The sequence below is a fragment of the Stenotrophomonas sp. LARHCG68 genome (assembly GCF_052871705.1).
The window spans coordinates 994847-1009641 of record NZ_JBIXJV010000001.1; the positions used below are offsets into that span (position 1 = coordinate 994847).

At 68.6% G+C, this 14795-nt stretch carries 14 protein-coding genes; 10 read left to right on the forward strand and 4 right to left on the reverse strand.

Going from position 1 to position 14795, the window contains the following annotated elements; all coding sequences use genetic code 11:
* Window positions 1-2 precede the first annotated feature (2 nt).
* Window positions 3-719 carry an Hpt domain-containing response regulator gene (locus ACIPR8_RS04220; RefSeq protein WP_132865183.1) on the reverse strand — a complete coding sequence of 239 codons (717 nt, stop codon included), beginning with the start codon at window positions 717-719 and terminating at the stop codon, window positions 3-5.
* 124 nt (window positions 720-843) lie between these two features.
* Here ACIPR8_RS04220 and rlmD point away from each other — a divergent pair, with 124 nt between their 5' ends.
* The 9 genes from rlmD to ACIPR8_RS04265 all read left to right on the forward strand — a co-directional run bounded on the left by rlmD (window position 844) and on the right by ACIPR8_RS04265 (window position 9433).
* The gene (gene rlmD, locus ACIPR8_RS04225) at window positions 844-2181 is read left to right on the forward strand and encodes a 23S rRNA (uracil(1939)-C(5))-methyltransferase RlmD (protein ID WP_446540238.1); all 1338 of its coding nucleotides are present in this window, start codon (window positions 844-846) and stop codon (window positions 2179-2181) included.
* A 3-nt stretch (window positions 2182-2184) separates the two neighbouring features.
* Complete coding sequence (locus ACIPR8_RS04230) at window positions 2185-2670, forward strand: CYTH domain-containing protein (protein WP_446540239.1); 486 nt, start codon at window positions 2185-2187, stop codon at window positions 2668-2670.
* Window positions 2671-2946: 276 nt separating this feature from the next.
* Window positions 2947-3636, forward strand: a complete 690-nt coding sequence (locus tag ACIPR8_RS04235) for a DsbA family oxidoreductase (RefSeq protein WP_446540240.1) — start codon at window positions 2947-2949, stop codon at window positions 3634-3636.
* A gap of 66 nt (window positions 3637-3702) precedes the next feature.
* A complete protein-coding gene (nagZ, locus tag ACIPR8_RS04240; RefSeq protein ID WP_132865179.1) occupies window positions 3703-4710 on the forward strand; it encodes a beta-N-acetylhexosaminidase in 1008 nt (335 codons plus the stop codon).
* On the forward strand, window positions 4710-5261 hold the full coding sequence (locus ACIPR8_RS04245) for a hypoxanthine-guanine phosphoribosyltransferase (protein WP_132865178.1): 552 nt from the start codon (window positions 4710-4712) through the stop codon (window positions 5259-5261). Before nagZ ends, ACIPR8_RS04245 begins: the two co-directional genes overlap by 1 nt.
* A gap of 117 nt (window positions 5262-5378) precedes the next feature.
* Window positions 5379-6125 carry an S-methyl-5'-thioinosine phosphorylase gene (locus ACIPR8_RS04250; RefSeq protein ID WP_192288545.1) on the forward strand — a complete coding sequence of 249 codons (747 nt, stop codon included), beginning with the start codon at window positions 5379-5381 and terminating at the stop codon, window positions 6123-6125.
* A gap of 90 nt (window positions 6126-6215) precedes the next feature.
* Window positions 6216-6422, forward strand: a complete 207-nt coding sequence (locus ACIPR8_RS04255; protein WP_005410590.1) for a cold-shock protein — start codon at window positions 6216-6218, stop codon at window positions 6420-6422.
* A gap of 81 nt (window positions 6423-6503) precedes the next feature.
* On the forward strand, window positions 6504-7739 hold the full coding sequence (locus ACIPR8_RS04260; protein ID WP_446540241.1) for an FAD-dependent oxidoreductase: 1236 nt from the start codon (window positions 6504-6506) through the stop codon (window positions 7737-7739).
* A 56-nt stretch (window positions 7740-7795) separates the two neighbouring features.
* On the forward strand, window positions 7796-9433 hold the full coding sequence (locus tag ACIPR8_RS04265; RefSeq protein WP_446540242.1) for an acyl-CoA dehydrogenase family protein: 1638 nt from the start codon (window positions 7796-7798) through the stop codon (window positions 9431-9433).
* Between the two features lie 119 nt (window positions 9434-9552).
* Here ACIPR8_RS04265 and ACIPR8_RS04270 read toward each other — a convergent pair whose 3' ends face one another.
* From ACIPR8_RS04270 to ACIPR8_RS04280, 3 genes are all read right to left on the reverse strand, one after another.
* Window positions 9553-9981 (reverse strand): hypothetical protein, encoded by a 429-nt coding sequence (locus ACIPR8_RS04270; protein ID WP_446540243.1) that lies wholly within the window; start codon window positions 9979-9981, stop codon window positions 9553-9555.
* A 138-nt stretch (window positions 9982-10119) separates the two neighbouring features.
* Complete coding sequence (locus ACIPR8_RS04275; protein ID WP_132865173.1) at window positions 10120-10461, reverse strand: hypothetical protein; 342 nt, start codon at window positions 10459-10461, stop codon at window positions 10120-10122.
* A gap of 121 nt (window positions 10462-10582) precedes the next feature.
* Entirely contained in the window at window positions 10583-11758 is a 1176-nt protein-coding gene (locus ACIPR8_RS04280; RefSeq protein ID WP_313251546.1) for a thiolase family protein, read from the reverse strand.
* A gap of 190 nt (window positions 11759-11948) precedes the next feature.
* Here ACIPR8_RS04280 and ACIPR8_RS04285 point away from each other — a divergent pair, with 190 nt between their 5' ends.
* Window positions 11949-14783, forward strand: coding sequence for a S8 family serine peptidase (locus ACIPR8_RS04285; protein ID WP_446540244.1), 2835 nt, complete (start codon window positions 11949-11951; stop codon window positions 14781-14783).
* Window positions 14784-14795: the final 12 nt, after the last annotated feature.

The following is a 14795-nucleotide window of genomic DNA, read 5'->3' on the forward strand; positions in this document are numbered from 1 at the left end:
GCTCAGCGGAGCAGCGTGCCGACGGCCAGCTCGAACTGCTGGCGTGCCGGTGCCGAGCCCGGATGGGCATGCAACTGGCGCACGGCCCGGGCCAGGCGCAGCGCGCCGACGAAGCCGCAGCTGGCCTTGAGCCGGTGCAATTGGCTGCGGGCCTCGTCCTCGTCCTGGTGCTCCAGGGCGCGGCGCACCGCATCGCGCGCGTTGGGCAGTTCGGACAGGAACAGCTCGCGCAGGGCGCGCAGGTGTGCCTGCTGCCCATTCAGCGCGCTCAACGCCACGGTCTCGTCCCAGTCCGGGACTTCCTGGTTGTCGTCCACTTCGTTGCTGTTGGCCGCGGACTTGGCCAGGGTGCGGCGGATCGCCTTGAGCAGCGTTTCGCGGCTCATCGGCTTGATCAGCGTTTCGCTGAAGCCCGCACGCTGCAGGTTCTGCTGCATTTCGCTGCTGGCATCGGCGGTATGGGCCAGCGCCGTCACCTGCGGATCGCGGGCACGCAGGTGCTGCAGCAGGCTCGGGCCATCGCCGTCGGGCAGGTTCACGTCGATCAGCAGCAGGTCGTAATGCGCGGATTCGGCGCGACGCAGCGCGCTGGCGAACGAGTCGGCGATGTCCACCGTCGCTGGCAGCGATTCAAGGGCGAACTGGAAAAAACCTTGGCTGGTCATGTCGTCCTCGACCAGCAGCAGGTGCGGGATGGTTCCCTGTCGTTGCGTATTCATCTGCTGCCTCCATGCCAGCGTCCTTTTGCATATTAGCCGCAGGATCGTCAGGCGCAAGCGGCCGGGGTCCTCCCGGCCCGCTTCTGCGACAATACGCCCCCTTTTGCCCGCAGCCGTTCGCCACGTGGCCCGATCCAGATCCCGCATAGACAAGACCCCGTTCCAGACCGACATCCTCGACCTGAGCCACGACGGCCGCGGCGTTGCCCGCCGTGAAGGCGAGGGCGGCAAGGTGACCTTCATCAGCGGCGCGCTGCCGCAGGAAACGGTGATGGCCGAGCAGACCGGCAAGAGCCGCCATTTCGATGAGGCACGCACCGTCGAGGTGATCACCGCCTCGCCGCACCGGGTCGCGCCGCGTTGCCCGCATTTCGGCGTCTGCGCCGGCTGCGTGCTGCAGCACCTGGACGAGCCGCAGCAGATCATCGCCAAGCAGCGCGTGCTGATGGACAACCTGGAGCGCATCGGTCACGTCACGCCGGGCACCGTGCTGCCGCCGTTGTCGGGCGAGGCCTGGGGCTACCGTCGCAAGGGGCGGTTCTCGGTGCGCCGCGTCGAGAAGAAGGACAAGACGCTGGTCGGTTTCCGCGAGCAGGACCCGCGCTTCGTGGCCGACCTGGGCCAGTGCCTGACCGTGATCCCGGAGATCGGCACCAAGGTGTCGGCGCTGTCTGCCTTCATCGAGACACTGGACGGCAAGCGCGACATCCCGCAGATCGAGTTCATTGGTGGCGATGCCGCCATCGCACTGACCGTGCGCCACCTGCAGCCGTTGTCCGATGCCGACACGCAGGCATGGGCGGCATTCGGCCAGGAGCACGGCTTCGCGATTTATCTGCAGCCCGGTGGGCTGGAGTCGGTGCACCCGCTGTGGCCGGCCGAAGGCGTCCCGCTGTCGTTCGCGTTGCCGCAATGGGACGTGGAGCTGGCGTTCCGTCCGCTGGACTTCATCCAGGTCAATGCCAAGCTCAACCAGCAGATGATCGCGCATGCGCTGACCCTGCTCGACGCGCAGCCGGACGAGCGCGTGCTCGACCTGTTCTGCGGCCTGGGCAACTTCACCCTGCCGCTGGCACGCACCGTGCGCGAAGTGGTGGGCGTGGAGGGCGAGGCCGGGCTGGTGGCGCGTGCGCGCGAGAACGCGCAGCGCAATGGCCTGGACAACGCGCAGTTCTTCGCCGCCGACCTGACCCAGGACCAGCGCAACACGCCGTGGATGAAGCAGGGCTTCGACAAGCTGCTGCTGGACCCGCCGCGCTCGGGTGCGATCGACGTGCTGCAGCAGCTGCCGCTGAAACAATTCAAGCGCATCGTCTACGTCAGCTGCCATCCGGGCTCGCTGGCACGCGATGCCGGCTACCTGGTCAACGAGCAGGGCTTCACCCTGGTCAGTGCCGGCGCGATGGACATGTTCCCGCACACCGCGCACGTGGAAAGCATCGCCGTCTTCGAGAAGAAGTAAGCCATGGGCATCGAGATCGAACGCAAGTTCCTGGTCACCAGCGACGAATGGCGCACCGCCGCGCATGCCGTCATCCCGATGGCGCAGGGCTACATCAACGACACCGCGGCGATGGACAGCGGTGCGCAGAAAGCCTCGGTGCGGGTCCGCATCCAGGGCGACGCGGCCTACCTGAACATCAAGTCGCGCGAGCTGGGCCACACCCGGCAGGAGTTCGACTACCCGATCCCGGTGGGTGACGCGCGTGATCTGCTGGCGCTGTGCGTGGGTGGGCTGATCGACAAGCGCCGCCACCTGGTCCACCACGGCGGCCTGCTGTGGGAAGTGGATGAATTCCTCGGCGACAACGCCGGGCTGGTGGTGGCCGAAGTGGAGCTGCAGAGCGCTGACCAGGCGTTCGACAGGCCGGGCTGGGCGGGTGCCGAAGTGACCGACGAGCTGCGTTATTACAACCTGGCGTTGGCCTCGCACCCCTACACCCGCTGGTAGAGGCGGCCTCGGCCGCGAAGCGAGAAGGGCTGAACGGCGGACCCCTCCCCAGCCCTCCCCTTGCCTGCGGCAAAGGGAGGGGGCGGTTCGTGCAGCGCGCTCAGATCACAGCGAAGCCCGCTCTGGCCCCCTCCCTTTGCCGCAGGCAAGGGGAGGGCTGGGGAGGGGGGACGCTCGACCATCCCATCCACGGCACGATCCAATCCATCAGGCCGCAACGCCGACGGCGCAGACTTCGCTAGGCTGATCCATCCCCTTTGCGAAAGAAGAATCCCCATGCGCATCGACATCTGGTCCGACGTGGTCTGCCCCTGGTGCTGGATCGGCAAGCACCGTTTCGAACGCGGCCTGGCGCTGCTGGGCGACAAGGCCCCGGAGGTCGAGGTGCATTGGCATCCGTTCCTGCTGGCCCCGGATGCCGATGAAACCCCGGTACCGCTGCGCGAGGCCTATGCCGCCAAGTTCGGTGGCGTGGAGCGCACCAACCAGATGCTGGCCCAGACCCAGTCCACCGCCCAGGCCGAGGGCCTGCCAATGGACTTCGACCAGGGCCAGGTCAAGGTGACCACGCTGCCGGCGCACCGGCTGCTGTGGCTGGCCGGGCGTGAAGGCGTGCAGGCACCCGTGGGGGAGGCGCTGTTCCAGGCCCATTTCGCCCAGGGCCGCAACCTGGCCGACCCGCAGGTGCTGGCCGAGGCCGCGGCGGCGGGCGGCATCCCGGCCGAGCGCGTGCAGGCGTTGCTGGCCTCGGACGAGGGCATGAACGAGGTCCGTGCCGGGCTGGGCCAGGCGCAGGCGCTGGGCATCCAGTCGGTGCCGACCTTCGTCATCAACGGCCGCTATGCCGTCCAGGGCGCGCAGCCGCCGGAAGTGTTCGCCGAGGTACTGGCCAAGGTCGCCGCCGAGCTGGCGCCGGCCCCGGCGCAGGATGAACAGGCCTGCGGTCCGGACGGCTGCAGCATCTGACGGCGCTGGCGCCATCTGCGACAATGCACGGCTTCGCCGCCGCCTGCGGCGACCAGGAGTCTTTGCATGCTGTTGATCGGCGTCGCCGGAACCGAACTGACCGCCCAGGAACGTGACTGGCTGCAGCACGATGCCGTGGCCGGGGTGGTGCTGTTCAAGCGCAATTTCGCCTCGCGTGCGCAGGTGGTCGAGCTGACCTCGGCGATCCGTGCCGCCACCGCGCGCCCGTTGCTGGTGGCGGTGGACCAGGAAGGCGGACGGGTGCAGCGCTTTCGCGAGGGCTATGCCGATCTGCCGCCGCTGGACGGCTTCGGCAAGTTGTTCGCCACCGATCCGGAAGCGGCGCTGGCCCTGGCCGAGCAGCACGCCTGGCTGATGGCCAGCGAGATCCGCGCCAGCGGGCTGGACCTGAGCTTCGCGCCGGTGGTCGATGTCGGCCACGGCAACCTGGCCATCGGCAACCGCGCCTTCAGCGAGGACCCGCAGGCCGTGGCCGCGCTGACCGCGGCCTACGTGCGCGGCATGCACTCGGTCGGCATGGCCGCCACGCTCAAGCATTTCCCCGGGCACGGCACGGTGCGCGAGGACACCCACGTCGATACCGCCGTGGACCCGCGCCCGCTGCAGGCAATGGAAACGCATGATCTGGTACCGTTCCGCGCAGGCATCGCCGCGGGCGCCGATGCGGTGATGATGGCCCATGTCATCTACCCGCAGGTCGCGCCCGAGCCGGCCGGCTATTCGCCGCGCTGGATCAACCAGATCCTGCGCCAGGACATGGGCTTCCGCGGCGTGGTGTTCTCCGACGACATCGGTATGGCGGCCTCGTTCGCCGCCGGTGGCGTCAAGGCCCGGGTCGATGCCCACCTGGATGCCGGTTGCGACGTGGTGCTGGTCTGCCACCCGGAACTGGTCGAAGAATCGCTGCAGGCCGTGGCCGGCCGCAGCTTGAATACCGCCGCGCTGCTCGGCCTGATCGGCCGTGGCGCGATGGGTTGGGGCGGCCTGCTCGCCGATACCCGCCATGGCGATACCCGTAACCGTTTGCTTGAAAACCTTGGAAGAACTGTCTGATGTCCAAACTCACTCTTGAACAAGCGGTGGCCCAGGCCGACCTGCTGGTCGACCGTCCCACCATCGACAAGGCCATTGCCGGTATCGCCGACGCCATCGCGCGCGATTACAAGGGCGAGGTCCCGGTGTTCCTGTCGATCATGAATGGCGCGCTGCCGTTCGCCGGCCAGCTCGCGCTGGAACTGGGCGCACGTGGCCAGGACGCGCAGTTCGATTACATGCAGGCCTCGCGCTACCACGGCGAGACCGGCGGCGAGCTGGTCTGGAAGCACCGCCCGGTGTCGGCGCTGTTCGGCCGTCGCGTGATCCTGGTCGACGACATCCTGGACGAGGGTTTCACCCTGCAGGGCGTGCGTGACTGGTGCATGGAGCAGGGTGCCACCGACGTGCGCATCGCGGTGCTGACGGTCAAGCAGCACGACCGCTGCCTGGCGGGCGTCAAGGCCGACTACGCCGGTGTGAACCTGCCGGATCGCTTCGTGTTCGGCTTCGGCATGGACGTGGACGAGTCGCTGCGTTCGCTGCCGGCCATCTACGCGATGAAGCAGTAACAAGCACGAAGCCGCTTCCGGACCGGACGGGTCCGGGTGCGTGCCGTCAAAACGTGGGGCCGGTCGTGCGCAGGCGCGGCCCGGCCCCATTGCGTACCCGTACCTTCAGGAACAAACATGGAACCCATCGCCCTGGCCGTGATCGGCGGCACCGGTGTCTACAAGCTCGCCGCCCTGGACGATGTCCAGACCCATGAGGTGGAAACCCGCTACGGCGCGCCGTCCGGCCCGGTCCGGGTCGGCCTGCTCAACGGCCAGCGCGTGGCCTTCCTGGCCCGTCACGGCGAGGGCCATTCGATCCCGCCGCACAAGATCAACTACCGCGCCAACCTGGCCGCGCTGCAGCAGCTGGGCGCGACCCGGGTGCTGGCACTGAACACCGTCGGTGGCATCACCGAGCAGTTCGGCCCGCGCGTTCTGGCCTGCCCGGACCAGTTGATCGACTACACCTGGGGCCGTATCTCCACGCTCAGCGAGGAGGAAGGCAGCGAGGTGCTGCACGTGGACTTCGGCCATCCGTACACGCCGTCTTTCCGTGCCAAGGTGCTGGCCGCAGCGCAGGCCCGGGGCGTGGTGGTGCAGGACGGTGGCTGCTACGGCGCCACCCAGGGGCCGCGACTGGAGACCAATGCGGAAATCGCGCGGATGCGCCGTGATGGCTGTGACCTGGTGGGCATGACCGGCATGCCGGAGGCGGGCCTGGCGCGTGAACTGGGGCTGGAATACGCCTGCCTGGCGATCATCGCCAACTGGGCCGCCGGCTGCGGCGACGCCGGGGAGATCACCATGGCCGAGGTGCTGGCCAACGTGGACGCCGCCTCGGCGGGTTTGCCGACTTTGGTCGGAGAACTGGCCCGGGGGTGATTGTCTTCCCGGCCCAAGCTTTGCATACTCCGTCCGTGCGCTTCATTCAGCGTGCATCAATCCATTCATCGAACAAGGTCTCGCATCACCATGCCGAACGGTACCGTCAAGTGGTTCAACGACGCCAAGGGATTTGGCTTCATCTCACCGGAGGACGGCAGCGCCGATGTCTTCGCGCACTTCTCCGCGATCAATTCCAAGGGCTTCCGCAGCCTGCAGGAAGGCCAGCGCGTCACGTATGACGTGACCCAGGGCCCGAAGGGTGCCCAGGCTTCCAATATCACGCCGGCCGAGTAATCCACTCGGTTGTGCCGAAAAAAACCCCGCTGAGGCGGGGTTTTTTTTTAGTGGCCGTGGCCGGGCCAGGGAGAACTGGGAATGCGCAAGTCGTTGGATATCGCCATCGTCGGTTACGGCACGGCCGGCCAGTCGCTGGCGGTGCTGCTGAGCCGGGATGGGCACCGGGTGCAGGTGTTCGAGCAGGTGCCGCGGCCGGGGCCGGTGGGCGCGGGCTTCCTGCTGCAGCCGACCGGCCTGCAGGTGCTGTGGCAGATGCAACTGCTGCCGCAGGTGTTCGCGCATGGGGCAGTGGTGCGCCGCCTGTATGGCGAGACGCCGTGCGGGCGGGCGGTGATGGACATGACCTATGCCGGGCTGGACCGGCGCCTGTACGGCGTGGGCATGCAGCGCGGCGCCCTGTTCGCGCTGCTGGACCAGGCCTGGGATGCATCCGCGGCGCTGCACGTGGACAGCCGCATCACCGCCATCGATGACAGTACCCGGCGCGTGCAGGACCAGCACGGCCACTGGCATGGCCCGTTCGACCTGGTGATTGCCACCGACGGTTCGGCGTCGGGCCTGCGTGCGCAGGTGCAGGGTACGCGGCTGGACCGCGTCTATCCGTGGGGCGCCCTGTGGTGCCTGTTGCCGGCCGATGACTGGGCATTCGCCGACGAACTGCGGCAGCGCTACGTGGCCGCGCGCAAGATGATCGGGCTGCTGCCGGTGGGGACCCGCCCGGGCGACGACACGCCGCGCCTGAGCTTCTTCTGGAGCCTGCCGCGTGATGGCTTCGCGGCCTGGGAGCAGGCCGGGCTGGCGCCGTGGCTGGAAGAGATCGCGCAACTGTGGCCCGAAGCACGCGCGCGTCTGCACGGTGTCACCGTGCAGTCCCAGCTGGCGCGGGCCAGCTACCGCGACGCGGTGATGGACCGCTGGTACCGGGGGCGGCTGGTGCTGGCCGGCGACGCGGCCCATTCGATGAGCCCGCAGCTCGGCCAGGGCGTGAACATGGCGCTGCTGGATGCGCTGGCGCTGCGCGACGTGCTGCGCGCCGAGGACGATGTCGATGTGGCGCTGGCCCGCTACCAGGCGCAGCGCAAGGCGCACGTGGGCATGTACCAGTTCTGGAGCCGCTGGCTGACGCCGGTGTTCCAGTCCGACCGCGACTGGGTGGCGCGCGCACGCGACCTGTTGTTCAAGCCGATGGGGCGCATGCCGGGTGGCCGCGGACACATGCTGCGCGTGCTCAGCGGCACCCAGCACGGCATGTTTGGCAGGTTGCCGCTGGAGGAGGCCTTCATCGCCGCGTTGCAGGAACACCACGGCCGTTAGCACGCCCTTGGCGGGCATGCGGCAGAATCGGGTGTCAGACCCCGGGAGCCGACGCCATGTCATCGCAGCCGCCACCGTTCGAAACCCACGTCGTCGACAACCAGGTGCCGCCCTTCGGCGAGCGGGACCTGTGGCAGGACGACCTGGCCCTGCAGCAGGCGGTGGTGCGCGAGGGCGCGGCGTTCTTCAGCGCCGAACTGCGCCACTACGGCACGCTGGCCGGTGGTGACCTGTACCGCGCCGGTTTCGAGGCCAACCGCCAGCGCCCGCAGCTGCGCACCCACGATGCGCAGGGGCATCGCATCGATACGGTGGATTTCCATCCGGCGTACCACCAACTGATGGCCACCGCCAAAACCCACGGCGTCGCTGGCCTGTCGTGGCACCGCCCGCGTCCGGGCGGGCATGTGGCGCGGGCGGCGCTGAGCTACCTGCACCACCAGGCCGAGGCCGGGACCAGTTGCCCGTTGACCATGACCCATGCCGCAGTGCCGGTGCTGCGGCAGGAGCCGGCGCTGGCCGACTGGGCCGACAAGGCCGCCGCGCCCTTCTACGACCCGCGCGACCTGCCGATCGGCGACAAGGTCGGCATCACGCTGGGCATGGGCATGACCGAAAAGCAGGGCGGTTCGGACGTGCGCGGCAATACCACCACGGCCACGCCACTGGCCGCCGACGAGGAATACAGCCTGGTCGGCCACAAGTGGTTCTTCTCGGCCCCGATGTCCGATGGCTGGCTGGTGCTGGCGCAGGCCCCCGGTGGCCTGACCTGCCTACTGATGCCGCGACGGCTGCCGTGCGGCCGTCGCAATGCCTTCCACCTGATGCGGCTGAAGGACAAGCTGGGTGATTGGGCCAACGCCTCCAGCGAGGTGGAGTTCTGCGGGGCGTGGGCGCGGCGGGTGGGCGAGGAAGGGCGGGGCGTGGCCACCATCATCGAGATGGTCATGCTCACCCGCCTGGATTGCATGCTCGGTGCGGCGGCGGAGATGCGCATGGCGCTGGCACAGGCACTGCACCATGCCCGGCACCGGCGCACGTTCGGCAAGCGGCTGGTCGAACACGCGCTGATGGCCAACGTGCTGGCGGACCTGGCCATCGAATCGGAAGCGGCCACGTCATTGGCGATGCGGGTGGCACGCGCGGTGGACGCCGCCCCGACCCAGCCGGCCGAGGCCGCGTTCGCGCGCATCGCCACCGCGATCGGCAAGTTCTGGGTCTGCAAGCGCGTTCCCGCGTTCGTCAATGAGGCCCAGGAATGCCTGGGCGGCGCGGGCTATGTCGAGGAGTCGATGTTGCCGCGGTTGTACCGGCAGGCACCGTTGAACTCGATCTGGGAAGGCAGTGGCAACGTGCAGTGCCTGGACGTGCTGCGTGCATTGGCGCGCGAGCCGCGCGCACTGCAGGCGTTGCTGGACGAACTGCAGCAGGCCGAAGGGCCGGGCGGGGCGTATGACGCTGCGCTGGAGGCGCTGCGCGTGCAACTGGCCGCCGGCGAGGTGGCCGAGGCCGACGCGCGCTCGCTGGTGGCACGGTTGGCGGTGCTGCTGCAGGCCGCGGTGCTGCGGAAAGCCGGCAGCCCGCTGGCGGAGGCGTTCGTGCAGTCGCGGGTTGCGCGCAGTGGCGGCGTCTACGGGCAACTGCCCGCCGACCTGCCCTTCGCAGGGATCCTAGCGCGCGCGTTGCCGGCCTGAACCGTTCGCCGTTGCCGCTGCGGCGAAGCCGCCGCATGGGGCTGCTTCGGCGGCAAGGCTTCGGGCCTGCGGGAAGAACGCCACGCAGCCGCGCTCAGGCGGCCGCGTGGCGGTTCAGGTCAATGCTTGGCTTCGTCGGCCTTGGCGCGCGCGTCCTGGGCGACGTCATGCGCATGGTCGGCGGCCTTCTGCGCGGCGTTGGCGGTTGCCGCGCTGGCGTCGGCGGCGGCCTGCTTGGCTGCAGCGTCGGCATCGGCGGCGGCTTCCCTGGCGGCACTGCCAGCGTCGCGGGCAGCCTGGGCGGTGGCATCGGCGGCCTTGTCCAGCGCCTGCTGTGATTCGGCGGCGGCATCGCGGGTGGCCTGGGCGGCTTCGTGCGCGGCATCGCGGGTTGCATCGGCAGCCGAATCCGCCGCGTTGCGTGCCGCGGCGGCGGCATTGTCGGCAGCGGCGGCGGCATCACGCTTGGCCTGCTCGGCATCGGGGTTGTTGCAGGCAGCCAGGGCCAGTACCAAGCTGGTGGCCAGCAGCGGGGTGAGCAGCTTCATCGTGTCTCTCCTTGCGGGAACCCGGCCACAATCTAGGGCGACACGTATTCAGATCTTGTCAACGCGCCGGACGCCGGCAATAAAAAAAGCCGCTGGCGAACCAGCGGCTTTTCAAGACAAGCGTGGAAGCAGAAGTTATTACTTCTTGGCTTCTTCAGCAGCGTCCTTGGCTTCAGCAGCGACGTCCTTGGCGGCGTCGGCAGCGTCGGCAGCGGCGCCGGCAGCGGCGTCGGTGGCGGCGCCAGCAGCAGCCTGGGCAGCGTCGCCAGCGGCGTCAGCAGCGGTGGCGGCGGTGTCGGCAGCAGCCTGAGCGGCGTCAGCGGTGGCGGCGCCAGCGGTGGCAGCCTGGTCAGCAGCAGCCTGGGCTTCGGTGGCAGCCTGGTTGGCGTCGGCGGCAGCGTCAGCAGCCTGTTCCTGCTTCGAGCAGGCAGCCAGGGCCAGACCCAGGGTCATCGCGATCAGCAGCTTGTTGATGCTCATTTGTGAATCCTCGTCGTGAAATTTGGCAACGCGCCATTGCGCGCCGGGAACATGATGACAAGCCCATTTGGGGTGTCAAGCGGGTACGCATTCAGGTTTGAGAAAATCTGAGAAATTCCAATCAGATCAATTCGATGGCAATTGCGGTTGCTTCGCCGCCGCCGATGCACAACGATGCGACACCGCGCTTGAGGCCGCGCGTGCGCAAGGCATTTACCAGCGTAACCACCAGGCGCGCGCCCGAGGCGCCGATCGGGTGGCCCAGTGCGCAGGCACCGCCATTGACGTTGACCTTGCCGTGCGGAATGCCCATTTCGCGGATCGGCGCCATGGCCACGACGGCGAAGGCTTCATTGATCTCGAACAGGTCCACGTCGGCCACGCTCCAGCCGGCCTTTTCCAGCACCTTGCCGATCGCGCCGAGCGGGGCGGTGGTGAACCATTCCGGCTCCTGCGAGAAGGTGGCATGGGCCACGATGCGGGCCAACGGCTGCACGCCACGCTTGGCGGCATCGTCGGCCGACAGCAGGACCACCGCGGCGGCGCCGTCGGAAATGCTGGACGAGCTGGCGGCGGTGACGCTGCCGTCCTTCTTGAAGGCCGGGCGCAGGGTCGGGATCTTGGCGATGTCCGACTTGCCGGGCTGCTCGTCCTGGTCCACCTCGACCTCGCCCTTGCGGGTGGCGACCTTCACCGCAACGATCTCGTCGTTGAAGGCACCGTTGGCCTGGGCGGCCTGGGCGCGCTTGACCGACTCGATGGCGTAGGCGTCCTGCTCCTCGCGGGTGAAGCCGAACTTGCTGACGGTGGCTTCGGCGAACACGCCCATGGCCTGGCCGTCGTACGGGTTGGTCAGGCCATCCCATGCCATGTGGTCCACGGCCTGGAAGTTGCCGTAACGGTTGCCGGTACGCGAGTTGGGCAGCATGTGCGGGGCGTTGGACATGGACTCCATGCCGCCGGCCACCACGATGCTGGCCGAGCCGGCCTTGATCAGGTCATGGCCCAGCATGATGGCCTTCATGCCCGAACCGCAGACCTTGTTGAGCGTGGTGGCGCCGGTGCTGATCGGCAGGCCGGCGGCCAGTGCGGCCTGGCGGGCCGGGGCCTGGCCCAGGTTGGCGGGCAGCACGCAGCCCATGATCACTTCGGAAACGTCGCCAGCGGCAACGCCGGACTGGGCAAGGGCGGCGCTGATCGCGACCGAACCCAGGGTCGGGGTGGGGACGCCGTTGAACTGGCCAAGGAAGGAGCCAATAGCGGTGCGCTTGGCGGCGGCGATGACGATGTCGGACATGGGCAATCTCGGTTATACCTTGCGGCAATTATCGAACGTCCCCGGTGGCTGGCCCATTGGACCATCGGCACATCCATCAGGGGGACGGACTGTCGTTGCAGTATAGAAGGTGGGGATGACCGGGCCGATTGCCGGTATTACCTGAATTGGCAATTGCATCGTAAGGCGCTGCGTGCGCCGGGAGAGGGCGATGACGACGAAGACGATCCGCCACGGGCTGTCGGTGGCCTTGGTGCTGGCGTTGGGGGCATGCGGCGGTGGAGGTGGCAGCAAGTCCAGCCCGCCACCGGCGACCCCGCCGCCGCCCACGCCCGATCCGCCGACCACGCCCCAGCCGGCGTTCGATGCGCATCTGGCCTTGACCAACACGCGTGCCGCACAGGCCCGTGGCCTGACCGGCAAGGGCCTGCGCATCGGTGTGGTTGATTCGGGGGTGATGCGCAATCACCCGACGCTGGCTGGGCGGGTGGTCGCCAACTACACCTATCTGGATTCGCCGCCCAACAACCTGACCGTCGATGACGTGGTGGGGCACGGCACCACGGTGGCGCAACTGGCCGCGGGAGCGGCCGCCGGCAGCTTGCCTGGAGGCGTGGCGCCAGGGGCGGAAATCGTGTCGGCGCGGATCATCGCCGACGAGAGGCCCCGCGATGATGGTTCCGGCCAGGGCAATGAAGTCACCGGGGCCCTGGGCATGGCATCGGTGCACCAGGACCTGATCAATACAGGCGTGCGCATCATGAACAACTCCTGGGGCGGGCTGTACTGGACCCGCGCCAGCGCGACCGCCGCGATCGCCGCCGAGTACCGCCCCTTCGTCGTCGACCACGACGGGCTGGTGGTGTTCGCCACCGGCAACGAGTCGCGTGGCAACCCGTCCGACACCGCTGCATTGCCAAGCAAGGCCGGTGTGGACGGAAGCCTGCCGGCAGCGGACCTGGAACGCGGGTGGCTGGCGGTGGCGGCGCTGGATACCGCCAAGCCGACTCAGCTGGCCAGCTATTCCAATGCCTGCGGCGTGGCAAAGAGCTACTGCCTGGTGGCACCGGGGACGGCGGCCTTCGTCGGCCATGAGAGTACCGCCGGCAACCTGCAGTACTTCTACGGCAGCGGCACCTCGTATGCGGCGCCGTTGGTGTCCGGTGCCGCCGCGCTGGTCTGGGAGGCGTTCCCGTACTTCAACAACGACCTGGTGCGACAGACCCTGCTGGGTACGGCCACCGACCTTGGCGCGCCGGGCCCCGACGCGGTGTTCGGCTACGGCTTGCTCAACGTCGGCAAGGCCGTCCTGGGGCCGGGCAGGTTCGACTGGGGCGATGTGACCGTCAACGTCGATCAGACCGGGCTCAATTCGACATGGCGCAACCCGATCAGTGGGGCTGGCGGGCTGGTCAAGACCGGCGTCGGTGCGTTGGTGCTGACCGGCACCAACAGCTATGTCGGCACAACCCGCATCGAGCGTGGCACGCTGGCCCTGCGCGATGGCGGCTCGATCCGTTCAGCGGTCACCATCACCGCGCAATCCACTCCGTCCGCCGCTGCGCTGCAGTTCATGTCCGGTGACAACCGGGTGACGGGCAACGTGGACAACGGCGGCAGCGTGATCCTGCTGGCCGGGGACGGCACGGGCACGATCGAAGGCAACTACGTGCAGCGCTCCAATGCCCTGTTGATGGTGGCGCTGGGCACGCAGGCGTTGCAGGTCACCGGCACGGCGACCCTGGCCGGCGGCGTGCAGATCAACGGGATGGTCGGTGGTTATGTGGCGCAGGACGGCAAGCGCCAGGACCTGGTTCAGGCGGGTGGGGGCGTGAGCGGCGAATTCACCCTGGCACCGGCGGTGACCGGCAACACGGGCCTTAGCCTGCTGGAAAGCCATTACGGATATGACGCCAACCACGCCTGGCTGGTGCTGGACCGGGTCAGCGTGACCCGTGCTGCAGCGGCAGCCGGAGCAGGGAACGCGGCGCGATCGTCCGCACAGCGCGTGGAGCAGGCGTTCGAACTGCTGGATGCCGACGCGACGGCGCAGGCATCCCCGTTCGCGACGGCGGCAGCAGCGTTGCAGCGGGTGGATGGCGGTTTCGCGGGGTTGGAGCGGAGCCTGGAGAGCCTGTCCGGACGTGCCCATGCCGCTGCAACGACAATGACCTTCGACAGCATCGACATGCAGCGGCGTGCGCTGTCCAGCCAGTTCGCCGGCAAGGGCGCAGCCCCGGCAGCTGACGGGACCTGGATGCGCGCGCTGGGCGGCGGAGGGCAGGGCGGGTACCTGGGCAGCGACTACAACGTCGGTGGCTGGATGATGGGCAGTGATGTCGCCATCGCCTGCAACGGGGTACTGGGCTTCGCCTTCGGCCAGACACGCGCCAACGATGCCGGCGGCACGTCACTGGAGCGGAGCCGTGACCGCCAGACACAATCGCAGGTGTATGCCGGCTGGGGGTTCGGGCAGGCCTATCTGCTGGGCCAGGCCGGGTTCGGCCGGTTCCAGCGGGAGCTGGACCGGGGCCTGTTGCTGGGCAGTGAGCGCGCTGGCGTGCAGTCGCGGTACGGCGGCCGGTTCCTGAGCGGCAGCATCGAGAGTGGCTACCGCTTCGGGACGGCGGCTAGGCAATGGATGCCCTACCTCGGCGTGGAGTACGCGCGCATCGACAACGACGCTTTCCATGAGCAGGGCGGCCAGGGCTTCGGCCTGCGCAGCGAGGCCTGGAGCAGCCGCCGCCTGCAGGCCTTGGCAGGCATGCGCGGAAGCTACCGCTGGAAACGCGTTGCCCTCAACGGGTACGCCGAATGGCAGCAGGCCCTGCAGCAGAGCGGCCTGGCCCTGGATGCCCGTTTCGTCGGCATCGATGCCTGGGCACCGTTGGATGGCGTGCAGCCGTGGCGTTCGGGCGGCCTGTTCGGGGTGTCGCTTGAGGCATGGATGAGTACGCAGGCGCGGTTGTCGCTGGGCTATGACCAGCGGTTTGGGCCGCGTGCTGAAAACCGCCAGGTGTCGCTGCGGCTTGCCCGGGAATTCTGAGGAATCGGGGGC